The 22,827-nt window shown below is 44.6% G+C and carries 23 protein-coding genes and 2 riboswitches; of the genes, 8 read left to right on the top strand and 15 right to left on the bottom strand.

Translation table 11 applies throughout. The features are described from left to right. The first annotated feature begins 162 nt into the window (after positions 1 to 162). From ACJHYR_RS14430 to ACJHYR_RS14420, 3 genes are read left to right on the top strand one after another with little or no spacing between them, the layout of a single operon-like run. On the top strand, positions 163 to 1,440 hold the full coding sequence (locus ACJHYR_RS14430) for a nucleoside permease (RefSeq protein WP_137489344.1): 1,278 nt from the start codon (positions 163 to 165) through the stop codon (positions 1,438 to 1,440). After that, complete coding sequence (locus ACJHYR_RS14425) at positions 1,437 to 2,441, top strand: ADP-ribosylglycohydrolase family protein (RefSeq protein WP_410233114.1); 1,005 nt, start codon at positions 1,437 to 1,439, stop codon at positions 2,439 to 2,441. Before ACJHYR_RS14430 ends, ACJHYR_RS14425 begins: the two co-directional genes overlap by 4 nt. Continuing rightward, entirely contained in the window at positions 2,438 to 3,403 is a 966-nt protein-coding gene (locus ACJHYR_RS14420; RefSeq protein ID WP_000011940.1) for a carbohydrate kinase family protein, read from the top strand. The genes ACJHYR_RS14425 and ACJHYR_RS14420 overlap by 4 nt, the downstream gene beginning before the upstream one ends. Here the strand turns inward: ACJHYR_RS14420 and ACJHYR_RS14415 are convergent. The 4 genes from ACJHYR_RS14415 to thiM form a co-directional block, all read right to left on the bottom strand. Further along, positions 3,377 to 4,123, bottom strand: a complete 747-nt coding sequence (locus ACJHYR_RS14415; protein WP_000434044.1) for a GntR family transcriptional regulator — start codon at positions 4,121 to 4,123, stop codon at positions 3,377 to 3,379. The two genes, ACJHYR_RS14420 and ACJHYR_RS14415, sit on opposite strands and share 27 nt — an antisense overlap. A 51-nt stretch (positions 4,124 to 4,174) precedes the next feature. Continuing rightward, the gene (locus ACJHYR_RS14410; RefSeq protein WP_001314863.1) at positions 4,175 to 4,993 is read right to left on the bottom strand and encodes a glycoside hydrolase family 25 protein; all 819 of its coding nucleotides are present in this window, start codon (positions 4,991 to 4,993) and stop codon (positions 4,175 to 4,177) included. A 64-nt stretch (positions 4,994 to 5,057) separates the two neighbouring features. Beyond that, a complete protein-coding gene (gene thiD, locus ACJHYR_RS14405; protein WP_000822274.1) occupies positions 5,058 to 5,858 on the bottom strand; it encodes a bifunctional hydroxymethylpyrimidine kinase/phosphomethylpyrimidine kinase in 801 nt (266 codons plus the stop codon). Further along, complete coding sequence (thiM, locus tag ACJHYR_RS14400; RefSeq protein ID WP_059327987.1) at positions 5,855 to 6,643, bottom strand: hydroxyethylthiazole kinase; 789 nt, start codon at positions 6,641 to 6,643, stop codon at positions 5,855 to 5,857. The genes thiD and thiM overlap by 4 nt, the downstream gene beginning before the upstream one ends. A gap of 34 nt (positions 6,644 to 6,677) precedes the next feature. Next, a riboswitch (TPP riboswitch) is annotated at positions 6,678 to 6,774 on the bottom strand. Between the two features lie 215 nt (positions 6,775 to 6,989). Between thiM and ACJHYR_RS14395 the strand changes: the two genes are divergently transcribed. Then, the gene (locus ACJHYR_RS14395; RefSeq protein WP_059327986.1) at positions 6,990 to 7,229 is read left to right on the top strand and encodes a hypothetical protein; all 240 of its coding nucleotides are present in this window, start codon (positions 6,990 to 6,992) and stop codon (positions 7,227 to 7,229) included. 195 nt (positions 7,230 to 7,424) lie between these two features. On the opposite strand, the gene ACJHYR_RS14390 is transcribed toward ACJHYR_RS14395, so the two are convergent. Genes ACJHYR_RS14390 through ACJHYR_RS14380 form a run of 3 tightly spaced genes read right to left on the bottom strand, consistent with a single transcriptional unit; the run spans position 7,425 to position 8,614 of the window. Continuing rightward, complete coding sequence (locus ACJHYR_RS14390; protein WP_059327985.1) at positions 7,425 to 8,174, bottom strand: hypothetical protein; 750 nt, start codon at positions 8,172 to 8,174, stop codon at positions 7,425 to 7,427. A gap of 37 nt (positions 8,175 to 8,211) precedes the next feature. After that, a complete protein-coding gene (locus ACJHYR_RS14385; RefSeq protein ID WP_000894473.1) occupies positions 8,212 to 8,394 on the bottom strand; it encodes a hypothetical protein in 183 nt (60 codons plus the stop codon). A 19-nt stretch (positions 8,395 to 8,413) separates the two neighbouring features. Beyond that, positions 8,414 to 8,614, bottom strand: coding sequence for a hypothetical protein (locus tag ACJHYR_RS14380; RefSeq protein ID WP_000873437.1), 201 nt, complete (start codon positions 8,612 to 8,614; stop codon positions 8,414 to 8,416). Between the two features lie 2,016 nt (positions 8,615 to 10,630). On the opposite strand from ACJHYR_RS14380, the gene ACJHYR_RS14375 reads away from it, so the two are divergent. After that, on the top strand, positions 10,631 to 11,170 hold the full coding sequence (locus ACJHYR_RS14375; RefSeq protein ID WP_000065228.1) for a recombinase family protein: 540 nt from the start codon (positions 10,631 to 10,633) through the stop codon (positions 11,168 to 11,170). Positions 11,171 to 11,336: 166 nt separating this feature from the next. Here the strand turns inward: ACJHYR_RS14375 and ACJHYR_RS14370 are convergent, their stop codons facing one another. Further along, complete coding sequence (locus ACJHYR_RS14370; RefSeq protein WP_024190854.1) at positions 11,337 to 11,801, bottom strand: helix-turn-helix domain-containing protein; 465 nt, start codon at positions 11,799 to 11,801, stop codon at positions 11,337 to 11,339. 110 nt (positions 11,802 to 11,911) lie between these two features. Here ACJHYR_RS14370 and ACJHYR_RS14365 point away from each other — a divergent pair, with 110 nt between their 5' ends. Then, positions 11,912 to 12,259 carry a hypothetical protein gene (locus tag ACJHYR_RS14365; protein ID WP_000737404.1) on the top strand — a complete coding sequence of 116 codons (348 nt, stop codon included), beginning with the start codon at positions 11,912 to 11,914 and terminating at the stop codon, positions 12,257 to 12,259. 388 nt (positions 12,260 to 12,647) lie between these two features. Here the strand turns inward: ACJHYR_RS14365 and ACJHYR_RS14360 are convergent, their stop codons facing one another. The 3 genes from ACJHYR_RS14360 to rcnR form a co-directional block, all read right to left on the bottom strand. After that, complete coding sequence (locus ACJHYR_RS14360) at positions 12,648 to 14,219, bottom strand: DUF262 domain-containing protein (RefSeq protein ID WP_021293132.1); 1,572 nt, start codon at positions 14,217 to 14,219, stop codon at positions 12,648 to 12,650. 99 nt (positions 14,220 to 14,318) lie between these two features. Beyond that, on the bottom strand, positions 14,319 to 15,626 hold the full coding sequence (locus ACJHYR_RS14355; protein ID WP_059327984.1) for a tyrosine-type recombinase/integrase: 1,308 nt from the start codon (positions 15,624 to 15,626) through the stop codon (positions 14,319 to 14,321). A 66-nt stretch (positions 15,627 to 15,692) separates the two neighbouring features. Beyond that, positions 15,693 to 15,788: riboswitch (TPP riboswitch) on the bottom strand. Between the two features lie 91 nt (positions 15,789 to 15,879). After that, positions 15,880 to 16,152, bottom strand: a complete 273-nt coding sequence (gene rcnR, locus ACJHYR_RS14350) for a Ni(II)/Co(II)-binding transcriptional repressor RcnR (RefSeq protein WP_000019944.1) — start codon at positions 16,150 to 16,152, stop codon at positions 15,880 to 15,882. 120 nt (positions 16,153 to 16,272) lie between these two features. Between rcnR and rcnA the strand changes: the two genes are divergently transcribed. Together rcnA and rcnB are read left to right on the top strand one after the other, a co-directional pair. After that, entirely contained in the window at positions 16,273 to 17,097 is an 825-nt protein-coding gene (rcnA, locus tag ACJHYR_RS14345; protein WP_000134572.1) for a nickel/cobalt efflux protein RcnA, read from the top strand. Positions 17,098 to 17,315: 218 nt separating this feature from the next. Then, positions 17,316 to 17,654 (top strand): Ni(II)/Co(II) efflux transporter accessory subunit RcnB, encoded by a 339-nt coding sequence (gene rcnB / locus ACJHYR_RS14340; protein ID WP_001587198.1) that lies wholly within the window; start codon positions 17,316 to 17,318, stop codon positions 17,652 to 17,654. Between the two features lie 80 nt (positions 17,655 to 17,734). Here rcnB and ACJHYR_RS14335 read toward each other — a convergent pair whose 3' ends face one another. The 4 genes from ACJHYR_RS14335 to ACJHYR_RS14320 all read right to left on the bottom strand — a co-directional run bounded on the left by ACJHYR_RS14335 (position 17,735) and on the right by ACJHYR_RS14320 (position 22,578). After that, entirely contained in the window at positions 17,735 to 18,769 is a 1,035-nt protein-coding gene (locus ACJHYR_RS14335; protein ID WP_000702202.1) for a putative fimbrial-like adhesin protein, read from the bottom strand. 15 nt (positions 18,770 to 18,784) lie between these two features. Further along, positions 18,785 to 21,265 (bottom strand): fimbrial biogenesis outer membrane usher protein, encoded by a 2,481-nt coding sequence (locus ACJHYR_RS14330; protein WP_072837465.1) that lies wholly within the window; start codon positions 21,263 to 21,265, stop codon positions 18,785 to 18,787. A 15-nt stretch (positions 21,266 to 21,280) separates the two neighbouring features. After that, positions 21,281 to 21,955, bottom strand: a complete 675-nt coding sequence (locus ACJHYR_RS14325; protein WP_000677328.1) for a fimbria/pilus periplasmic chaperone — start codon at positions 21,953 to 21,955, stop codon at positions 21,281 to 21,283. 80 nt (positions 21,956 to 22,035) lie between these two features. Continuing rightward, positions 22,036 to 22,578 carry a fimbrial protein gene (locus ACJHYR_RS14320; RefSeq protein ID WP_000830468.1) on the bottom strand — a complete coding sequence of 181 codons (543 nt, stop codon included), beginning with the start codon at positions 22,576 to 22,578 and terminating at the stop codon, positions 22,036 to 22,038. Positions 22,579 to 22,827: the final 249 nt, after the last annotated feature.

Here is a 22,827-nt window from a genome sequence, read left to right as displayed (position 1 = left end):
TTTTTCCATCTTTTGGATGTTTTATCAGCGTTTTCTGTTGGCTCGATTCATCAGAAAAAATGTTACCGCGGTCAAGTTTTCACCGCAAAGGTATTTAAAAGGTATTATTAAATGGTATTGTCATCGCGTACCTTACATTACCTGTCATGAAGGAATTAAAAGATGAAAACAACAGCAAAGCTGTCGTTCATGATGTTTGTTGAATGGTTTATCTGGGGCGCGTGGTTTGTGCCATTGTGGTTGTGGTTAAGTAAAAGCGGTTTTAGTGCCGGAGAAATTGGCTGGTCGTATGCCTGTACCGCCATTGCGGCGATCCTGTCGCCAATTCTGGTTGGCTCCATCACTGACCGCTTTTTCTCGGCGCAGAAAGTGCTGGCGGTATTGATGTTCGCTGGTGCGGCGCTGATGTATTTCGCTGCGCAACAGACCACTTTTGCCGGGTTCTTCCCGTTACTGCTGGCCTACTCGCTAACCTATATGCCGACCATTGCGCTGACTAACAGTATCGCTTTTGCCAACGTGCCGGATGTGGAGCGTGATTTCCCACGCATTCGTGTGATGGGCACTATCGGCTGGATTGCCTCTGGTCTGGCATGTGGATTTTTGCCGCAAATGCTGGGTTATGCCGATATCTCTCCGACTAACATCCCGCTGCTGATTACTGCCGGAAGTTCTGCTCTGCTCGGTGTGTTTGCGTTTTTCCTGCCCGACACGCCGCCAAAAAGCACCGGCAAAATGGACATTAAAGTCATGCTCGGCCTGGATGCGCTGATCCTGCTGCGCGATAAAAACTTCCTCGTCTTTTTCTTCTGTTCATTCCTGTTTGCGATGCCACTGGCGTTCTATTACATCTTTGCCAACGGTTATCTGACCGAAGTCGGTATGAAAAACGCCACTGGCTGGATGACGCTCGGCCAGTTCTCTGAAATCTTCTTTATGCTGGCATTGCCGTTTTTCACCAAACGCTTTGGTATCAAAAAGGTATTATTACTTGGTCTGGTCACCGCTGCGATCCGCTATGGCTTCTTTATTTACGGTAGTGCGGATGAATATTTCACCTACGCGTTACTGTTCCTCGGTATTTTGCTTCACGGCGTAAGTTACGATTTTTACTACGTTACCGCTTACATCTATGTCGATAAAAAAGCCCCCGTGCATATGCGTACCGCCGCGCAGGGGCTGATCACGCTCTGCTGCCAGGGCTTCGGCAGTTTGCTCGGCTATCGTCTTGGCGGTGTGATGATGGAAAAGATGTTCGCTTATCAGGAACCGGTAAACGGACTGACTTTCAACTGGTCCGGGATGTGGATTTTTGGCGCGGTGATGATTGCCATTATCGCCGTGCTGTTCATGATTTTTTTCCGCGAATCCGACAACGAAATTACGGCTATCAAGGTCGATGATCGCGATATTGCGTTGACACAAGGGGAAGTTAAATGAAAACAGAACGTATTCTCGGTGCTCTTTATGGGCAGGCGTTAGGGGATGCGATGGGGATGCCCTCCGAGCTTTGGCCACGCAGCCGCGTTAAAGCACACTTTGGCTGGATTGATCGTTTTCTGCCTGGACCAAAGGAGAATAACGCAGCCTGTTATTTTAACCGCGCCGAATTCACCGACGATACCTCGATGGCGCTGTGTCTGGCGGATGCGTTACTGGAACGTGAAGGCAAGATCGATCCAGATCTGATTGGGCGTAATATTCTCGACTGGGCGCTGCGTTTCGACGCCTTTAACAAAAACGTACTAGGTCCGACCTCGAAGATTGCGCTTAACGCCATTCGCGACGGTAAACCCGTTGCTGAACTGGAAAATAACGGCGTGACCAACGGCGCAGCGATGCGCGTCTCGCCATTAGGTTGTTTGCTTCCAGCGCGTGATGTTGATTCCTTTATTGATGATGTGGCGCTGGCCTCCAGCCCGACACATAAATCCGATCTGGCGGTTGCGGGGGCGGTAGTCATCGCATGGGCGATTTCTCGTGCCATTGACGGAGAAAGCTGGTCAGCAATTGTTGATTCACTGCCTTCAATTGCGCGACATGCTCAACAAAAACGCATCACTACCTTCAGCGCCTCACTGGCAGCACGTCTGGAGATTGCGCTGAAAATTGTGCGCAATGCCGACGGCATCGAATCCGCCAGCGAACAGCTTTACCAGGTCGTTGGCGCAGGTACCAGCACTATTGAGTCCGTTCCGTGCGCCATTGCGCTGGTTGAACTGGCACAAACCGACCCGAACCGTTGCGCCGTCCTGTGCGCTAACCTTGGCGGCGACACAGACACCATCGGTGCTATGGCGACGGCAATTTGCGGCGCATTGCATGGCGTTAACGCAATCGATCCTGCGTTAAAGACGGAACTGGATGCGGTAAATCAGCTTGATTTCAACCGCTATGCCACGGCGCTGGCGAAGTATCGCCAACAACAGGAGGCGATATGAGCGGCGCTCGATTACACACGCTGCTGCCTGAATTAGCCACGCGTCAGCCGGTGATGGTCGTCGGCGCGGCGGTCATTGATGTGATCGCCGACGCTTATGCCCTCCCCTGGCGTGGGTGCGATATCGAACTGAAACAGCAGAGCGTTAACGTTGGCGGCTGCGCACTGAATATTGCCGTGGCGTTAAAGCGCCTCGGCATCGAAGCGGGTAATGCCTTGCCGCTCGGTCAGGGCGTGTGGGCGGAGATTATTCGCAACCGGATGGCGAAAGAGGGGTTAATCAGCCTGATCGATAACGCCGAAGGCGATAACGGCTGGTGTCTGGCGCTGGTTGAGCCGGATGGCGAACGCACTTTTATGTCATTCAGCGGTGTGGAAAATCAATGGAATCGCCAATGGTTGGCACGATTAACCGTTGCGCCTGGCAGCCTGCTCTATTTTTCCGGTTATCAACTGGCCTCGCCCTGCGGCGAATTGTTAGTGGAATGGCTGGAAGAGCTGCAAGACGTGACGCCGTTTATCGATTTTGGCCCACGTATTGGCGATATCCCGGACGCATTACTGGCGCGGATCATGGCCTGTCGACCTTTAGTGTCACTCAATCGTCAGGAGGCTGAGATTGCCGCCGAACGTTTTGCTTTATCCGCAGAGATAACAACACTTGGCAAGCAATGGCAGGAGAAATTTGCCGCGCCGTTGATCGTTCGTCTCGATAAAGAGGGCGCATGGTATTTCAGCAACGACGCTTCTGGCTGCATTCCGGCATTTCCAACGCAAGTTGTAGACACCATTGGGGCGGGCGACAGTCATGCAGGTGGCGTACTTGCCGGGCTGGCCTCTGGTCTGCCACTGGCGGATGCCGTATTACTGGGCAATGCAGTGGCGTCGTGGGTTGTCGGGCATCGGGGCGGTGATTGTGCGCCAACGCGCGAGGAACTACTCCTCGCACACAAAAACGTATAGATCGCTGCGACAGTGGCTGATGCTGTACTCAATAGGCCGTTGCTGTTGGTCAAGCGCCACTTGCTTGATCACCAGCACCGGTATTTTGCTATCTAACTGAATATGTGACTGAAACTCGGCATCCGGCATCCGGGCGCTAACGCGGGAACGCGTACGTTGTGGGTAAATGTGCTGGCTGCGGAAGTAGTCATAAAGAGAAATTCCGATGGCATCAACATCATGAATTAAATGCGCTGGAACCCACGATTCCTCAATTGATACCGCTTCTTCATCGACATAGCGAATACGCTTAAGCAAAAAGACATTACTTCCTGCTTCGACCGCTAGCTGCTGCGCGACTTCTTCGGGACATTTCACGACACGCTTGTTAACCCATAGCGTATCGGGCTTTTTCCCGCGCAATACCACCTGCTGAGAAAAACCTCGCGCTTCTTTCAACGAGTATTCGAAGATGTTGTTGATCTGCGTACCGTAACCGCGCGAACGCGTCACCACGCCCTCTTCTTCCAGCGCCTGCATCGCCTTGCGCACCGTAATGCGCGAAACGCCGGTTAACTGACTTAAATCACGCTCACCGGGCAAAATATTGCCATGCTCCAGCACCCCGCTGCGCACGGCATTTTTTACCGTTTCGGCAAACTTAATATAAAGCGGCGTGTTATCAGCCGCTAAAATACGTTCGTTCAGTTGGGCAATCAGCTGGGTATGCGCTTGTTCCATTTGTCTTTTTCCTGCCAGGGAGTCTGGTGGGAGTATATCACTGCTTCTTATTTAAGGCGTTTCTTTAATCCCATCAACGAATGCCTGCAACTCCTCCACCGTGCCATTAAACACATTAAAATCCACCGGACCATTAATGCCATCTACCTGTCCACGGTCGGAATGCTGCCAGAAGCGCCAGGCCATGCCGTCATTGTCCGGACGACGTTGATAATAGTGAGCCACCCACCATGGATATTCATTAAAATAGCCCGCCAGATTCGAGTGATAAAAAACGGCTCCTGAGTAAATAACCGGCTTTTTTCCCGTGCGTTTTTCGACCATTTTTAGCCACTGACTTACCCGCTTGCGTAATTCTTTTGCCGATAATTTTCCCCGTTCTTCTACGTCCAGCACGGCAGGAAGATCGCCGTGGGCAAAATCCACCGTTTGCAGAAATAATCGCGCCTGAACTGAAGCGGATACCGACGGGGAGAAATAATGATACGCCCCGCGCAGCAGGCCATTTTCGCGGCTTAGTTGCCAGTTACGCGAAAAATAGGGGTCCACCAGCTTTTCGCCTTCCGTCGCCTTGATAAAGGCAAACTGCAAGCGAATACCGTTATCGCGCATTTTTGCCACCCGCTGCCAGTCGATCCGTTCCTGCCAGCGTGAAACATCAATACCATGAATGGTGTAACTGGCAGGAATGCGAATAGCAAAAGATTTGACCGGACGATAACCGTAGAAGTGGATGTAGTCTTTAATCTGAATTGCTGTCGAATAGAAAAAATTCACCGTCTGACGCGGATAAATTGCAACGATGGAAATTAGCCCAAGAGCGCATAATAAAACGGTGAATTTTTTTCGACTGGTGATTCTCAACTGCATTGGTTTCATCCCTGAATGTCAGCGCCAAAGGCTGACAATAACCAAAGCAGCTATAGTACGGTGCTCACCACCAGGCGTGGAAGTGGTGAACCGGACCAATACCGTGACCAACTTCCAGCGTGTCGGCCTGGGCTAACGCCGATGAAAGCCAGCTTTTTGCCTCCTGTACGGTGTCAGCCCAGTTTGTATGGCGCGGGCGTAGTGCAGCCAACGCCGCAGAGAGTGTACAACCAGTGCCGTGGGTGTTTTTGGTCATAATGCGCGGTGCGGTAAACCGTTGTTCACCCTCGCGGGTAAACAGCCAGTCCGGGCTTTGCTCATCATCCAGATGACCACCTTTCATTAGCACTGCGCCACAGCCCATCGCCAACAGCGATCGCCCTTGTTCCAGCATTTCCTGTTCGGTGCGCGCGTGTGGCGCGTCGAGCAAGGCGGCAGCTTCGGGCAAGTTTGGCGTTATTAATGAAACCTGTGGCAATAATCGACTGCGCAGCGTAGCAACCGCCGAAGGTGAAAGCAGCGGGTCGCCGCTTTTTGCCAGCATAACGGTGTCGAGTACCACGTTTTGGATCTGATAACGTTGCAACCTTTCTGCCACCGCTTCAACAATATCGGTTTCCGCCAACATACCGATTTTAGTGGTGTCGATTCGCACATCGCTGAACACCGAATCGAGCTGGGCGGCGACAAAATCAGGCTCAATGCGATACACCGACTGTACGCCACGGGTATTTTGCGCCACCAGTGCAGTAATCACTGAGCAACCATAAGCGCCAAGTGCCGAGAAGGTTTTAAGATCGGCCTGAATCCCCGCACCACCACTCGGATCAGTACCGGCAATCGTCAGAGCGTTAATTCGTTTCATGCCTGCACCTCCGGCGTCAATTGCCAGAGCGCATCAAGGAAATGTGGAACAAAACTGCCTGGCCCCTCGCTACTGGCGACTGCGCGTTCTCCGGCTTGTTTCATCCAGTGACAGGCAGATGCGATATTTTCCAGCGTATCGCCTGGTAGCGTACAACAGGCAGCGACAACCGCCGATAATGCACAGCCAGTTCCTACCACTTTGGTCATTAGCGGATCGCCACCGTGAATGACAACGGTGCGACGACCATCGGTAACATAATCCACCTCGCCTGTGACCACGACGATTGCGCCAGTTTCCCGTGCCAGTGTTTGTGCAGCGGGTATCGCATTAGCTGCGGCGTCAGTGGTATCCACTCCCCGTCCGCCATTAGCAATGCCAGCTAATGCCATGATTTCCGAAGCATTACCACGTATGGCGGTTGGCTTATGAGACAGAAGTTCCAGACAAAAACGGAGGCGATAGTCGAGTGCACCAACCGCTACTGGATCAAGCGTCCAGGGTGTTTGAGAGCGTTTTGCCTGTTCAACGGCGGCACGCATCGCCTGTGCGCGTGGCTGCGTCAGCGTGCCAACGTTAATCAGCAACGCACTGGCGATAGCCGCAAACTGACTGGCCTCTTCGGTTTCGATAACCATCGCTGGCGATGCACCGAGCGCCAGCAAGGTATTGGCAGTAAAGGTTTGCACCACATCGTTGGTCATGCAGTGCACAAGAGGGGAATGTTGGTGAAAAAGGTGTAACGCGTGCGCAGATTGCGCGGAACTCAGCAGGTCGACTTGCATAGTTTGCTCCTGCCATAACGTGAAGAAGCAATGACCTGGTGGTCCGTGACTTCCCTACGCTGGCATTATCCAGATCAGGTGATACGGGTATTTCTCAGCCTTCACGCAGAAGGGCACCCCGAGTCGTTTGGTTGAATCTCTATATTTTGTGCCAGCTTAGGGGAAGTGGCTTGCAGATGCAAGCTCGCCTCCATTAATTGCTTCTTCTCTGTGTACCCCATTTTGTACCCCATAGAAGGAATGAAAAAGAAACAATTAACGACTATCATTCAGATGGTGAAAACCATTGATAATATTAATTAGCTAATTAATATTATTTTTCTAAATTTGATAGGTGAGATAAAAAATGACAGAAACCCAGATCTACGAGAACATTAAGCAAGCCATTAGCTGCGCACCACGAAATAGCCAAACGATGGAAATGCACCTCCAGATGATCAAATATGCTGACCATCTGAAAAAGGTTATGGCAAAAGAGTTTTGTGAAGGTGTAGGATTTAAAGCCAGCTTTGGTACAGAGTTCAGCAAAATGAGAAATCTTACCGAGCGACTCAAAGCTGCTGGACTTGACACCACGAAGTTATAACAAACAAATCATCAATATATTACTTTCGTTTTCCAGACTTACTTGCATATGTTTCTAAGGCCAGAAAGAACAATAACCAATACATAGCTAATACCATAATATTTTCATTTTATATTACACAGAGAGATTTTTAGAGAGTGGAATAGATGAATTCTATTTTATTTTTCACTAAATATTGAATCATAACCCTCCTTATTAAAATGGAATATCAAAGTCTTCATATACTTTGGGATGTTTCTTAGCAAAATATGCCTCAATACCATTTGGTAGCTTTAACCTGTGCTTATAGGCTAACGATGTTGCAAATTCTATAAATGATGCTCCTCCTGTTCTTGTATGCTTCTGCTTGATAATAAGAGAGGCAAAATTTTCTAACACATCCTCCCTATCATTCGTTACCTTTTCATCAAATATTGGTGAAACAGGAGTTTCTTCCGTCTCCCACGGTAAAGGCGCATCCAACCAATCATCAAGAACATCAAAAGAAGGCTGTTTATGGCCTTTAGGTTGTTCCTGTGCTTCTTCTGCCTCAGAAAGATCAGAGAGTGATGATTCTCCTGGGGGAGTAATATGTGCATCTGTGAGAGGTAGCGCACGTAATTTTAAAGGACGTTTTGGAATTCGTTCTCCGACCTCTTCTAAAAGACCGATTTTAATCATAATACCAATCAATTCATTAACTGTCTTACGGCTACAGCTACAAACTTTACTTAACTTCGTTTGTGTTTCAAAACATATTCCCCCTGATTTATCCCAATCTGAAACATAGCAATATAATTTTTGCATTTCTGCACTAAACTTAACTTTTCCACCACCAACACTTGAGGAGTAGATAAACTCAATCTCACAAAAGTAATGAGGTATATTCAAAGTTCGGTCTTTAATTTCTCCTGTTTGTTTATCAACATACTGGTATTTTTCACGAATCAATTTAATTTTAGACATTAGAATAATCTCCTTATAAATCACGCTTAATGCGCTACTAAAGTGAATGAGGATCATTTACCTTTTTTTGTTTGATATTCTCTGCTGCTTCAGTAATGATTCCTAACATCAAATCACTGACCATAATTTGCCTTTTCTTGGCTTCAGCAAATAAAACCTTGAAGGTTTCAGGGTCAACGTGTAGGTAAGTGCGCGGAATTGGTTTCTTAGTTTCGAGCATAGTTTTCTCCTTCTCTTCTTTACTCTGTTTCAGATTCTTTTTCAGATCCTTTTTCATTTTTTCGCAGTTCATCAATAATTTTTAGTGCTGCATCGAAACATTTTTCACGCTCTGGATAACCACAACGGCGAGCGGTGTTCCTGTACATCCTTACTTTAAAGCGGTTGATCTCACCACGTTTCCAGGCTTCCACTACATCCTGTGGAGTGAAATATTTCATTAATTAACCTCCTTATTCTATTTGGTTAAAAGAAAAAACACCTTGCAAACCTGACGGCTTCAAAGTGCATTGATTTTGATTATTTATAGGAAAGGAAACTATTCTTATCCCTCTAATACCTATTATTACATAGAAAGAGACATTTGTCAATATCTTTTCATAAAAAAATTGATATTTTTAATATAGTTACATTTTTTCTTAGCAATTCGTGCTTTCATATGTAATGCTATTCTTTATTACCAGCCAAAATGCGCTAAAACGCGTTCTAACGAAGTTTTGATAAAAGCAATACATTCCCTTATGTAATGGCTGTTTAGCTCGCCAGAAGCTTATTTAAGGGGCTTAATTTGTATTTGTCAGGTATATGAAAAGGTGATGCTAGATATAAGATAGAGAGTTCTTAGATTAGTTACTTTATAAAACATTCTGTAAAGCCCTGTAGTGAGTTTATATATGTAGACAATGCGTTTCCATTCCCTACCCTGCTAAATGCTGTTAGAGAAGCATTTAGACCCCTTATTTTTAATTAACTAAAGTATCCTCTATACCTTGTGTTATGAAAGACCTCTGAATCCTTCATAAAACACATTATGACGCAAAGAACACTTTTCTAAGGTGATTCCCTTCCTGAATGCTGTTTCTTGCGTCAGAGAGCTACACAGAGAGCTTATAAAGCTATTATTAATAATAAAGTAGATAAAGTAAGAAGATTAACTAAGATAGATAAGATTAATAAGATCAGAATTCTCTTTCGGTGTAGCCTCTGGCTTTTCCACCGAAAACAATTACACGACTACAGAATGTAGGAAGTGAAATTGTATTGAGGCTTAGTGAAATTACACGAGGAAAGCAGAGTGTAATTGAGCTTTAGCCGCTCTCTCTTCGAAATAACTACACAACTACACGAATAACAGCGTTATTAAATGTAGGAGGGTAATTAAGAGTTAGAGAGAGTTAACACGTAAGCAATCAGTATGATTGTTTAGGTGATTACTCTTACTGCGCACAGCGCAATAGTATTTCTTCGTGGGCGTTACCGCTAACGATAGTTACACGAAGAAAGAGTAACACTTTGCTTTCGGTGTGAGCGTAACGGTCCAGCCACGAAGCCCAAAGGTAGCGGAGTAAGGCTGCTTGCCAGAGAGTGAAGCAAACGCCGGAAGGCAAAAAGATCATATATATAGATATAAAGAATATTATTATGATCTAATTAATAATATAATATAGTTTTATTTAGTATTATAAATAATATATCTTATTGTGTAACCTTTCGTTACATCCAATCATCTTCCGATGTAACGTATCGTTACTACCGATGTGTAATATCGTTACACTCAATAATTAGTCTATGTAACGTATCGTTACTACCAACTTTCTTACAGAGAGCATTTCAGATAGCTGAATGTAACCTCTCGTTACATCCATTTATCACATAGCACTCACTCTGTGTAATGCCTTTCTATGTGTGTGCCATCATCCCCTATATTCCCTGTGTAAATCATAGAATAATGCTCTCTATTCCCTGTGTAATTCCCTACTAAAAAATCCAATGAAAAATGGCTTCAAAGTGCAATGTTAGCTTTCTTCACTTTTACATCACTTTCGCAAAGCCTTGTGTAATGCGGTTTACAGAGCACCATCAGAAATTGTCGATTAAAAATTAATCTATTATTTATCGAACGAGTTTTCTCGTTTTTGTGCAAATTTTAAAATTTATTTTGTTTTTATAGCCTTATTTCGTGTAATGCGTTCATAGCAAGCCATTTTCTTGTGTTGTCAAGGCATTTGGCAACGTTCAAACATCTGTTTAGAAATGCCAACTTGTTGATCTAGCAAATAAACCTGTATAAACAGAACACCATTTAATCTATTCCCCTGTGTATCCATTAGGTATACCAAATGAATACAGCTAAATCGTGTAATATTCCGTACCCATAAGGCTTGAAACAGACCAAATGAATACAATACACTCATTTGCATTGGAGTGGTGCCAAATCGATACATCAAGGGGATTTTATGAGCAATATCGGCTATAAGCGTGTGAGCACTGTAGATCAAAATACTGATCGCCAGCTTGCAGGACTAACTCTCGATAAAGTCTTTGAAGATAAGCTGTCTGGTAAAGACACTAACCGCCCAGGCTTACAAGCGTGTTTAGCCTATCTGAGAGAAGGCGACACCTTACACGTCCACTCTCTTGATCGTTTAGGGCGTAACACCTTAGACATTCTTGCCTTAGTGGAACAACTTAATAATCGTGGTGTAATTGTTCGCTTTCACAAAGAAGGGATCATTGCAGACATTACAAGCGCGATGGGAAAAATGATGCTTACTATGTTGTCGGCAGTGGCAACGTGTGAACGTGAACTGATGTTAGAACGTAAACGAGAAGCGCAAGCCGTCAATCCTAGAAAGCGTGGTAAAGGTAAGGCAGTGGATCGAGAAGGTATAAAGAAAGCCCTTTCTGATGGCGTGTCAGTGCGTAAAACCGCCGAGATCTTTAATGTTGCTCCTTCGACGGTACAGCGAATTAAGAAGGAAGAAGAGGAGGCGTAATGCCTCCTTGATATTTGACAGGGACGGTCGGCAGAAATCGGGGCTTGCTGATCTCAGCGTTGAGCGGTTCTTGCAATGGTGCCTAGGTGCTCGCTTGTATTCCCCTTCGATAATCACCACTAAGCCACTTATTGCCTTGTGGAGTGGCCCGAAAATTACTGATATCTTATTGATTCAGTCGATCCCATTTAACCGCAGATACAATTCCCCAATTACCACTAGCATTAGGCCTACGCCACTTCGCGGTTTCCATTCCACGAAGGTATTCGAGAGCGTCATTGAACGAACTGAAACGTTTCTGGGCTGATTTTTCCCCTACTCTAAACGAACCATCGCGAGTACTTGCCAATCCTGGATGAAAACACGACCCATCTGCAGCATAAGGAACAAGTACCTCCTGATCATCAGGTTTCCTTGAATCAGAAGCTAGTAACTGCCAAGGCTCAATACGCAAAGCGTCAGCCAGAACCTCAATTGCATCAAGAGATGCATTAGAGCAACCACGCTCAATTCGACTCATATAACTACGAGCAAAACCACACCGATCTGCAAAGGCCTCTTGGCTTAAGCCAATAGCTATACGGAACTCTTTTACTCGTTGTCCAAAAAGGTATCTCAGATTCTTTCGCATGGCACAAAGATGCAATTTGACGCACCAATTAACCACGCACTAATCGTGACATTTTGAATCAATCATGTATTATTAGCATCACCATCCATTTGACACATCAAGGGAGACAAATGAAAAAACTAGTATTTGCCGCTTTGTTAATTCCAGTGATGGGCCACGCCACAACCTTTTCCTGTAAAGCAATACAGGAAGGTCATATTGACTCGGGAAGTCAGAAAGTTTCTGTAGATTCAACTTTTGATATACAAGATAAAAAAATGACCATACATCTTGGTGGTAAGACTTGGAGACTTGATTTTATAGGTCAAAAAAGCATCGCAAAAATGTATGCCACACCTGATGGAGGGGTTGCAGTCACATACATTGATAATGGGAGTCAGCCTGTTTTCGTTATGAGACCGACTAACAATGATGGGCAAACTGCTGTCTATACGCTTAGCCTATGTTCTGAAATTTAAAATCTGGCGTGAGTAATCACGCCAATTCATTCTTCAGAAAAAGGCTTTGATACATCAACCAACTTAGACAAATTATATTATAAAATTGTTCAACTAAGTTACTACAACGTTAAAGAGAGAGTGCTCCGCTTGCTATTTGGCAATGAACTGAATATTCAATGGGATATATGAAAAGTATTGTATTAATTTTCAGTATATTACTGACTTTTAATGTTATGGCAAGCAAAGCCACAATTAGCCCCCCGACAAGCAAAAATTGCAGAGCGGAAAGCGGCGACAGTGGGCTTACGAAAACAGTATTTATCTGTTTACGCTGGTAACTCGCTCGCAATCCTGCCCTTTCTCAAAAACGTTCGATACAAATGACAACGAAAAGTGAAACGTGATTTTAACACTTCACTGACTGGTTACAGTAAGGGTGTGTCAACTGTACATTGTCAGAATTACCATCTCCTCCCTCACGGACACGTACGATATGATCATAAGAAACTGACTTTTCAGTATCAAGGTAACCTTGGCAAATCGGACATTTCAAAGCGTTGCGCAGAGCCACATCAATGAACACCTTACTTTTTTGTTCATCGCTGATTTTTGCTGATGTTCTCTTAAAATCTCCAGAGAGTATTCTCCCCTCCAATTCGGCCAGCTCGATAAGCTTACTCTCATCAATATTCTCTCCCTGCTTGAGTGATTTGATCACCGCATTTAAAAAATCACAGTAGCGAGCCACTCGGACATTACTACCTGGTTTTTGTACTATCATTGCGATCAAGTCCTTAAATTCGATCATTATTCTCTCAAGCCTAGATCTGATTGTTGTGAAGTCTTTAAAGAATTGACCATTATTGTTAGAGAGTTGTTTTGCCACCAGTAGCACAGTTCCTAGAAACATTGGCGTTGAGTGGATTCCAGTCGGACCATAAAAATAAATCGCTGGATGAAGCCCCAAGCTACCATCGCCATTGCCTGTAATTCTATTGCTTAATGATGTGGCTTTGGAAAGGATTCTTAACGTATCAGCACCCGACGCATCATCAGGGTAGGCTTCGATTTTTTTCAAAACACCATTCTGGTTGCAATCAGTGATCAGTAAGAAATCTTTCAAAACTTGGATCGCTGTCCTGACCCCCCTAGAACCGCCTAATGGAAGATCAAGAGTTTTAATAGGGCGATCAACTTCAGGTTCGAACAGCAAACGATGCAGCTTTGCAGATTTATCTTCAAGTTGCTGGGCAATGCTCTGATCAAACCCCGACCAATAGCGATGACCTCTACCGGCACGAATAATTGCTCGGGTTGCTATCGGAATACTTTTCTTGCGATTTTTTAGAAGCATCTCTTCGATAGCATCAAGAGGAGTTCCCTTCATATTGATGTTAAAAAATGAAGTTTCTGCCTTATCTACATCACCCACTACCCATTGGACTGAGATTCCACGAGATGTTAATACGCTGATTCTTCTCTGCTGTTCCTCGGTCAATGAAGCATCATCGGCAAGCAACTTCTGATAATATTCCCAGCTACCGACCCTCTCCTTCACAAGCTTTCTCGTTCTATCTGCAGCGCGGCGTTGTTCACGAGGAATATCATGCCCAAAAAGTTGATGGGATATATGACCGTCGCCATAATCATCTTCAACCCAAGCACGTAACGCACTTAAACGATGACCACCATCGATCACAAAAAGATGGGTTGAAGACCGCCAAAGAATAACGGAAGGTATCAAATCACCATTGATGTAGCATTCGAGAAGCGATACAACCTGCTCAGGCCCCCAATGATTTGTTTCACGCTGGAAATCTGGTTTTCTCAGAAGCGCAGCAATTCCACTTCCTGATTTCAATTCTCTTGCAGGAATACTGTTTAGCGTTTCAAATGAAGAGTTATCTTGGATCTTTAAACCTAAATCAGCACGCTTAATCAGTGCATCTAAATTTACAAGGTTAGAACGAGCAACCATACTTTTGTTCCTCAAGATGACAATATGGTCATTATATCCCCTGCCAATGAGGTAACAACTTGATTTTCTCTATTTATTCCCTTTCTCACGAGGCTCACATCAATTTAACCAGTCCAAACCATCAATCACGTAACAAATTGAACGTAAAGGAAAAGAGTGCAAATAGCGTCTGGTAATCCCTAAACCGCTTTTCTCATGACCTACCACCTGTTGCAGATGCGCCAAATTACTCACCCAACCAGCTAAACAAGTAGAAATCATAGTATGCCGGAAACTATGCACCAAGCGCCGCTGCCCATAATCATCAAGATAAGGAATATCAAGCTGATCACGAACATCTGAAAGAACTTTACCTATCTTTGACATATTTCGACCTGAGACTTCCGAAAAGATTTTCTCTTTCCATTGGCGGTTAACAAAATCCAGAAACCCCCACTCAATCAGTTTGGGATGAATCACTACCTGTCTTGTAGCATTCTCAGTTTTACCCAGCCTTCTTTCCGCGATCAGAAGATAGTGCCGCTGGCTATCTTCATCAAATTTGATCTGCGACTTCTCCAGTTTAGCAATCTCACCTCTTCTGGCTCCTGTGTACGCCAACAACAAAGTGATCCACTTCTGCCATCCATCAGGCTGCTTTATTGCCCATCCTACAAATTTTTTCATTTCTGCTGCACTGTATGCACCAAACCTAGCTTTGGATGGTGCCGCTACTATTCCATCAGTCGGAGACTTAGATAGAATATCTTTGTTTTCAGTCAGAAATGTTTTGAATAACGATTTGTAGATTTTAAGGTGCTTATGTACAGCCTCAGCACCAACTAAATCCTCTGGCAGCACATCATCACATTCGATTAGTTGCTGAATAGTCATTGACCTATACGGTTGCACTACACGCTTTGGTAAGTTTTCGACAGTTTCCATTACTCGCTTAATATCTTGTTTGGTGATTGCCGTTACGTCTGTTTCTTTTCCCAAGACAACAAGCAATACCTCCATATAACGCTCATTTGCCATTGAGATCGATTTTGTCCAATTTCGACCTCTTTCCTCCTTGTACATAGCCCACGCATCAGCAAGTGTTAGCACCTTTTCCGGTTTGGCTGGTGGTTGAAGCTGCAAAACTTCTTTAGAAATATTGTTCAATTGCTGAGGGAGTGGCAACGGAATCATTACGTTACGTGACGAAGCGATCAAGTTTGAAACAAACTTATTAAATTGCAGCAACGGAGTAGCGAGTGATTTAACGAAAGGAATGTGCGGAGTAAGGCCAATCATCAACGCCGATGCTTCGCGATAACTGTCAGTAAAAAGTGATTTTTTGTATATCCGACCATCCGAAAGCCGGATTTGTAGATAGTAATTACCGTTTCGCTGAAATGTGTATGGGAGAGTTCTTGACCTCATAAACGACCCCTTTTTGTACCTTAACAGCATGATTTATGGTCAAAAAGAGATGCAACCACATAATTTTCAAGACTATTTTGGCCCCCTACGCTGGCATTATCCAGATCAGGTGATACGGGTATTTCTCAGCCTTCACGCAGAAGGGCCCCCCGAGTCGTTTGGTTGCGATGATAAATCGCAGAGGAGGATGGTAATGTCCAGCGCACGCGTTGTAAACGAGTAAAAACCGCAGTTTTACAATCGCGTTAATAAATTATTTGATATAAGAATCCAGCACCTTCAGAACGACATCCAGATCTTCTTCACGTTTTAGCTCATCCCCCTGGTGAACGATGTGTTCCGTCAGATGACCTTTAATCACTTCCCGCATCAGACCGTTTACCGCGCCACGGATAGCAGCAATCTGTTGTAAAACTGCAGCGCATTCGTGCGGCTCGTCGAGCATTTTCTTGAGCGCCACGACCTGGCCCTGAATCTTACTGGCACGCGCTTTCAGTTTCTGTTTATCACGGATTGTATGAGACATGGCAACACCTGGTTAACAAGAATATGAAAAATCATAGCACTATTAATCTACTGGGGGGTAGTATCAGGTACTGGGGGGGAGTAGAATCAGATTGCCGAATTAATACTAAGAATTATTATCATGACCGAATTTACCACTCTTCTTCAGCAAGGAAACGCCTGGTTCTTCATCCCCAGCGCCATCTTACTTGGTGCGCTTCATGGCCTGGAACCAGGGCATTCAAAAACGATGATGGCGGCGTTTATCATCGCCATCAAAGGCACCATTAAACAGGCGGTGATGCTCGGACTGGCAGCAACCATTTCGCATACCGCAGTGGTCTGGTTGATTGCCTTTGGCGGGATGGTGATCAGCAAACGCTTTACTGCTCAATCAGCAGAACCGTGGCTCCAGTTGATTTCCGCAGTGATCATTATTGGCACCGCGTTCTGGATGTTCTGGCGTACCTGGCGCGGCGAACGCAACTGGCTGGAGAATATGCACGAGCATGATCATGAGCATCATCACCACGATCACGAAGATCACCACGACCATGGACATCATCACCATCACGAACATGGCGAGTATCAGGATGCCCATGCACGAGCCCATGCCAATGACATTAAACGACGCTTTGATGGTAGAGAGGTCACCAACTGGCAAATTTTGCTATTTGGCTTAACCGGTGGCCTTATCCCCTGCCCGGCAGCAATTACCGTGCTGTTGATATGCATTCAGTTGAAAGCCCTGACACTGGGCGCAACACTGGTCGTCAGTTTCAGCATTGGCCTGGCGTTAACGCTGGTCACCGTAGGCGTTGGCGCAGCAATCAGCGTTCAGCAGGTCGCAAAACGCTGGAGCGGATTTAACACTCTCGCTAAACGCGCCCCCTATTTTTCCAGTCTGTTGATTGGCTTAGTTGGTGTGTATATGGGCGTACATGGCTTCATGGGCATAATGCGATAACTCAATCCTTTAGGCTTGCATGTTATCTTCAGCCCAGGATGATTCTTAAATCAGCTATTTCCGCTGACTCTCTGCTCGCTAAGGATGCTTTTAGGGCATCCTTTCATTTACACTTTTTACGAAATCATGGGATCACTAACAAAATATCGCTTGTCAGTTATATTGTATGGCAGGAAAGATATGCGACTGATATTACAGATCCCCAAAGTGGAGAGTTTATGACCATTAAAAATAAGATGTTGCTGGGTGCGCTTTTGCTGGTTACCAGTGCCGCCTGGGCCGCACCAGCCACCGCGGGTTCGACCAATACCTCGGGAATTTCTAAGTATGAGTTAAGCAGTTTCATTGCTGACTTTAAGCATTTCAAACTAGGCGATACCGTCCCAGAGATGTACCGCACCGATGAGTACAACATTAAGCAGTGGCAGTTACGTAACCTGCCCGCGCCTGATGCCGGGACACACTGGACCTATATGGGTGGCGCGTACGTGTTGATCAACGACACCGACGGTAAAATCATTAAAGCCTACGACGGTGAGATTTTTTATCATCGCTGAAAAAAGCCCCCTCGAAGAGAGGGGGAAATGCAGACACCTTATTATTTTTATTATTAGCCACTTGCTCGTCTTGCTTGTTATTAGTCGTATTTCACGTTGATTAATGCGGTTGCCTCCAGTGCGCCAGATTTAACTTTGTTTGTATCGTAGACGTAGTAACTGGCAGTTATCGGAATTGAAATCGTTGTATCTGTAAGTTTTGACTTCGCAGCAACTTCCTTTAAATTTGTATATCCTTTACTGCTGTTAGTGATATTTAAAAGTGTGACTGGCGAACCATTACTTTCAAGAATAAATCCTACGCCATTATCTTCCGCACCTTTCAGGATCGTGTTACTACTGCCCCACAAGTCAGAACTTGATAAATACACCTGCATTTTCCGTGATGTTTGATTTTGTTGACCTAATAAGTTTTTACAACGCAGAACAATATCCCCTTTGTTACTATTTATTGTTGCTTTGTTACCTTTGGCTGGTAATTGTGAAACGGGAATACTCTCTAAAGTAATTAATAAATCGTCCGGTTTGCAGGTTGTGGTTATCGGGTTGTATGACAATGTCAGATTAAAGGAATAGACACCTGCATTTTGTGCCAATGCATTTCTGTAGCTATTTACACATGCATCCCATGACTTGCCACCGAATAAACACAGTAAAAATTGTACTGCAGCACTCCCGCGTGTCGATGATGAAGCACTGGATAATGTTGCAACACCATTAATCATTACTGAACCGCCGCCCCCCGCAGAAACATTCACTTTTGCATTACTGGCCGCAGGTGTCACCGTTACCGAATAACCACTGGTGAAACTGGTCTGATTATTTGACAACGTGATGTTGTTTTTATTGGTCCATTCAAAATGTAAATTTAATTTAATGGTATCGTTATAAAGTCCAACAATAATATCCGACGGGCTCATAGGGGTGATAGTATTTGTACTCACGCATGACGAATCATTAAAATTATGCTCATATGTCGCTATTTGTGTTTGACTAAGTGCAAAATCCCCCTGAACAACCAAATTGTGCTGAACAGATAACTCACTATAACATGCTGCATAGCTCACTGGCATAACCATCATCATTAATATAAATAGCATTATGCGAATTTTCATAGAACCACCTGACTATTACTGGCAAATATAATTTCTACTTTCATCAATCTCTTTACCGAAGGTGATTGTGCATGAAAGTCCTTGTTGCTTATCAATTGCTACATTAACCGATGGCGGAACTTCATTGGTGCGAATAAATAACTGGCTTCCCTGGCCGACAACGCTAATATTATGACCATGGATATCATTGACTTCATAACCAAACGTTAATGGTTGCCCATCCGTTCTTAACGCTTTTATAAACCAGGGCTTGCGCTGATCGGTATCAAAATTAACCAGTACAACCGCGCCGCGATAAGGTGCGGCAATTTTCCGGTTACCGCGCAATTCTGCTTCGCTATCGCTTTGCGACACATCCAGCATCAGGTGATTTTCCCGATAAGGTGTCATTCCGTCGTATACCACCACTCCATTACGGTTTGTTGTGCGATATTTTTGCCCATTGACATAAGCATCTTTAATTCCTGGCGCATTCATCACTGCAAACGTTTCGGAAAGACGGTTCGCCAGATTAACGCCACCCGACCAGGCGACAATGCCCCCTGAAACACTGGCTCCAGCCTGTCGATAAGTACTCGACTGACTATAACTGCCATTCACCGTTGCCACCGGCGCGTTCCAGGTTAAATTCGCTCCAGCTGTTGTTTCATTTCCCTGATGCTGATGACTCAGGTTGACCCCATAGTTAAATTGATCCCGGTTTCCAACGGTTCCCGATAATCCCGTATTATTTGAGGCAAAACCCTGATCATCAAACGTCGTTGAGTTAGACATATATATTTGCCGACGAGGCGTCGTAACGTCATCACCCCAATCAAAGGGAATCGATATAAAAATATTAAAACGTTTCTCTTCATGATGATTCTCGTCATAAGCCTGGCTTGCCGCGAGGGTATAGCTTATCCGTCGCAGGTTGTTGGAATAACTCAACTGATAATCCTTACTGCTGCCGCTACGCCCCCAGTAATCTCGCCATAACGTACTTAAGGACACAGAACCCCAGCCTTCTGGCAATGACTGGCTCATATTGGCAGAAAAGCTATTTTTACGGCCAAAATCGTTCTGGTAATAATCGGCAATGTCATAGATATCGTTTTCATCACGGCGATAATTATCTTTATTGTTTGCCCAAACGTGATCGTTAAATGTCCGGTAATCACGCGACGAATAACGCCAGGCCGCCAGACCAAAACGCGTCGACGTTTGGCTCACAAATTTGTTGTAGGCAATTTGATAACTTTGCCCGTCAAACACATCGCCGTTGTCTTGTTTACTATGCGACTTCGTGGCATCGACGGAAATGGCACCAATGCGTGTATTCCAGCTAGTCCCCAAAGTGAACGCGTAATAATTATTCGCGACCATCGATCCGCCATACAGCGTCAATAAGTTATTAAAACCATACTGATAACCCGCCTGGACAAAATCACTTTGTTTGCTCGCCCCTTCAATATGGCTACGACCCGCCGCAAAATCATATTTCGACACGCCAGGTTGCAGCATATTCGGCACCGCTGCATAAGGCACCAGATAGGTGGTTACCGAACCGTCCGCCTCTTTCACGCTGACATCAAGATCTGCTCCACCACCGGCCAACTGCAAATCTGTAATCGCAAACGGGCCAGGAGGAACCTCTTTCTGATAAACCACAAAACCGTTCTGTTCAATAGTTACCAGCGCGTTACTCTGAGCAATCCCCTGCACCCGTGGAGTAAAATTCTGTTTCGAGTTAGGCAACATCTGCATATCACGAAACAACCGCACACCGCTGAAGCGAACAGAATCAAAAATATCGCTTGATGTGTACATATCACCCACGCGAAGCGTGCCAAGAAGTTGGGCAAATCCACGTTCCAGATACAGGGTATTGCTTTTCCACACCCCTGGATTGCTATTTGTTTTACTGAAACTGGCATCAGAATGCAGTTGCCACCCCAGTAAGTTTAACCCGCTGTTAAAACGTACATATGTACTCTTGCTATTACCCGACGCTTTATAGTCGCTGTAATACTGACTCACATAATAAGAGGTATAAAACGCATTAATACCTCGCTCCCAGTTTTCCGGTGGAACATAGCCACTTTCCAGTTCTTCCACCCACGCCTGCGGGACACTGAAATCGAGACGAAAAACTCCGATATCCCAGGTATAGCTCCCACCCTGAACAAGTTGCTCAAATGTTAAACATTGCTTACCGCTGGCAAAGTTATCGGTATTAATGCCTAACCGCTTGATAATTTCCCTTGATAAACATGTTTCTTGCGGGTTGTCTTTAACAATGATCTCATATTTCCCGCGCCATTGCTTATTGACATAAATATCGATGTCATACTGCCCCGGCAAGGGTTGATTATCATCAAGACGAATATTTGCAACCTGCTGGTCTTTCATTCCACCTATCATAAAATGGGTATCAAAGGTTTCTTCAGCTGCATAAGCTTCAATGCCGAGCAATAACGCTACGATTGCTGATGCAAGTGGGGTCATTCTCAACATAGGCAGCTCCTGCAATTAAATTTTGTCACTAATATAGTTGCCATGGTCATCGATAATGGTCAGATACCAGTTATTCGCATTATTACTTTTGACATTAATACTCTGACTTTCTAAGGGGGCAATCATAATAGTTTCATAATTGACTTTGACATTATTAGCTTTGACATCCGAAATCGTTACCCAATTTGCTGAGTCATTTTTTATCACCAATCCATTGCCACTGCGATTTACCAGTAACTTTTTAAATGTCGCTTTATTTACCGGTGCAATACCCGCAGGCCGGTAAAACAATTTGATTCTGTTTTGCATTGCAAATTTCAGTGCATTCTTGCCCTCTTGCTCTGGACTATTTGGTGGAATATCCAGAACATTCAGATAAAAAATGCTCTCTTTATTAGTGGGCAGTTTATTCGGCATAATTTTGATTTTTACTTGCTGCCCGGAATTTTCCCCTATTTTTGCCACTGGTGGCGTTAACATGAAAGGAACCTGAATTTTTTCTGGTGGTAACGACGTATCACCATCATCAATCCACGCCTGCAGCAGCGAAGAACGGTTTCCCTGGTTCATCAACTGCACCATCACTTCTTTGTGCTCTGCCGGGTAAATAATACGCGTCCCGTAGATAACAATACCGGCATGTGCAGGAAGGACCATAGAAGAAATGAGTAAAGCTAATAATCCTTTCATCTTAATGCCTCTTAAATTAAAAGGCCGCCATGGGGATAGCGGCCATGTTTATTAACTGGAGAAACTTGAAATTTTATTTATTAATCCTGCGCCACACGCATAACCAGAGAAGATAACACATCACCTGATTGCACTGAATTATCTGTCAGCTTCAGGTATTTTGCTTTAAACGGAATAGCATATTGACCTTCCGCTGTTTTATAACTCTCAATGTTAAAAGGTGCAGAAACATCCAGGACATCGCTGTTATCACCTAAATAGAGATAGTACCCCACGGTATCGTTGCTACTGGCTATCGCCTTATCGTTTCCGGTTATTTTATCGTTGGTAATCAACGAGAGTTTTACACCAGCAACTTCTTTCGGACAGCTAATTTTTAACATGCTGCTGGTTACACCGACTGCATCATCATAGGTCGAGTATTTAGCTTTACCTTCAAAGACAGTGGTTGGTACAGTTGGCATATTAATACTTACTGAATCGCCACCCGCTTCGAATTTACACGGAGATTCTGCAATATTCCCTTTAATGGTTAATGTTCCGGTATCAACGTCTGCGGCAAATACCCCAGCGCTCATAAAAAAAGAAGAAAAGACAGCGGCAGCAATAATTGAACGTTTCATAATATGTTCCTTAATAAAATTTATTTTTGGTTGTTAAGAGTCTGTGTCTCTTGGAAACAAATTTCTCACATCAAAAAAGTTGCCGCAATGTAAACACATTGTTTTATTGATTTAAAACAAATTAACCATTGCAATATAAATACAACAAATACTTAAGCATATTAAATATTTATCACATCTATTAATTAATGCAGATTTTTGTAAATGGTATTATTGATATCAATAAAAAAGCTGAAATCATTCACACGA

The organism is Escherichia sp. WS1450 (genome assembly GCF_046487395.1).
Classification (GTDB): Bacteria; Pseudomonadota; Gammaproteobacteria; order Enterobacterales; family Enterobacteriaceae; genus Escherichia; species Escherichia coli.
This window is presented reverse-complemented; position numbering and strand designations above follow the sequence as displayed.

Coding starts and splice junctions, on each gene's coding strand:
- ACJHYR_RS14430 (WP_137489344.1), top strand. CDS start 163: ATGAAAACAACAGCAAAGCTGTCGTTCATGATGTTTGTTGAATGGTTT.
- ACJHYR_RS14425 (WP_410233114.1), top strand. CDS start 1,437: ATGAAAACAGAACGTATTCTCGGTGCTCTTTATGGGCAGGCGTTAGGG.
- ACJHYR_RS14420 (WP_000011940.1), top strand. CDS start 2,438: ATGAGCGGCGCTCGATTACACACGCTGCTGCCTGAATTAGCCACGCGT.
- ACJHYR_RS14415 (WP_000434044.1), bottom strand. CDS start 4,123: ATGGAACAAGCGCATACCCAGCTGATTGCCCAACTGAACGAACGTATT.
- ACJHYR_RS14410 (WP_001314863.1), bottom strand. CDS start 4,993: ATGCAGTTGAGAATCACCAGTCGAAAAAAATTCACCGTTTTATTATGC.
- thiD (WP_000822274.1), bottom strand. CDS start 5,858: ATGAAACGAATTAACGCTCTGACGATTGCCGGTACTGATCCGAGTGGT.
- thiM (WP_059327987.1), bottom strand. CDS start 6,643: ATGCAAGTCGACCTGCTGAGTTCCGCGCAATCTGCGCACGCGTTACAC.
- ACJHYR_RS14395 (WP_059327986.1), top strand. CDS start 6,990: ATGACAGAAACCCAGATCTACGAGAACATTAAGCAAGCCATTAGCTGC.
- ACJHYR_RS14390 (WP_059327985.1), bottom strand. CDS start 8,174: ATGTCTAAAATTAAATTGATTCGTGAAAAATACCAGTATGTTGATAAA.
- ACJHYR_RS14385 (WP_000894473.1), bottom strand. CDS start 8,394: ATGCTCGAAACTAAGAAACCAATTCCGCGCACTTACCTACACGTTGAC.
- ACJHYR_RS14380 (WP_000873437.1), bottom strand. CDS start 8,614: ATGAAATATTTCACTCCACAGGATGTAGTGGAAGCCTGGAAACGTGGT.
- ACJHYR_RS14375 (WP_000065228.1), top strand. CDS start 10,631: ATGAGCAATATCGGCTATAAGCGTGTGAGCACTGTAGATCAAAATACT.
- ACJHYR_RS14370 (WP_024190854.1), bottom strand. CDS start 11,801: ATGCGAAAGAATCTGAGATACCTTTTTGGACAACGAGTAAAAGAGTTC.
- ACJHYR_RS14365 (WP_000737404.1), top strand. CDS start 11,912: ATGAAAAAACTAGTATTTGCCGCTTTGTTAATTCCAGTGATGGGCCAC.
- ACJHYR_RS14360 (WP_021293132.1), bottom strand. CDS start 14,219: ATGGTTGCTCGTTCTAACCTTGTAAATTTAGATGCACTGATTAAGCGT.
- ACJHYR_RS14355 (WP_059327984.1), bottom strand. CDS start 15,626: ATGAGGTCAAGAACTCTCCCATACACATTTCAGCGAAACGGTAATTAC.
- rcnR (WP_000019944.1), bottom strand. CDS start 16,152: ATGTCTCATACAATCCGTGATAAACAGAAACTGAAAGCGCGTGCCAGT.
- rcnA (WP_000134572.1), top strand. CDS start 16,273: ATGACCGAATTTACCACTCTTCTTCAGCAAGGAAACGCCTGGTTCTTC.
- rcnB (WP_001587198.1), top strand. CDS start 17,316: ATGACCATTAAAAATAAGATGTTGCTGGGTGCGCTTTTGCTGGTTACC.
- ACJHYR_RS14335 (WP_000702202.1), bottom strand. CDS start 18,769: ATGAAAATTCGCATAATGCTATTTATATTAATGATGATGGTTATGCCA.
- ACJHYR_RS14330 (WP_072837465.1), bottom strand. CDS start 21,265: ATGTTGAGAATGACCCCACTTGCATCAGCAATCGTAGCGTTATTGCTC.
- ACJHYR_RS14325 (WP_000677328.1), bottom strand. CDS start 21,955: ATGAAAGGATTATTAGCTTTACTCATTTCTTCTATGGTCCTTCCTGCA.
- ACJHYR_RS14320 (WP_000830468.1), bottom strand. CDS start 22,578: ATGAAACGTTCAATTATTGCTGCCGCTGTCTTTTCTTCTTTTTTTATG.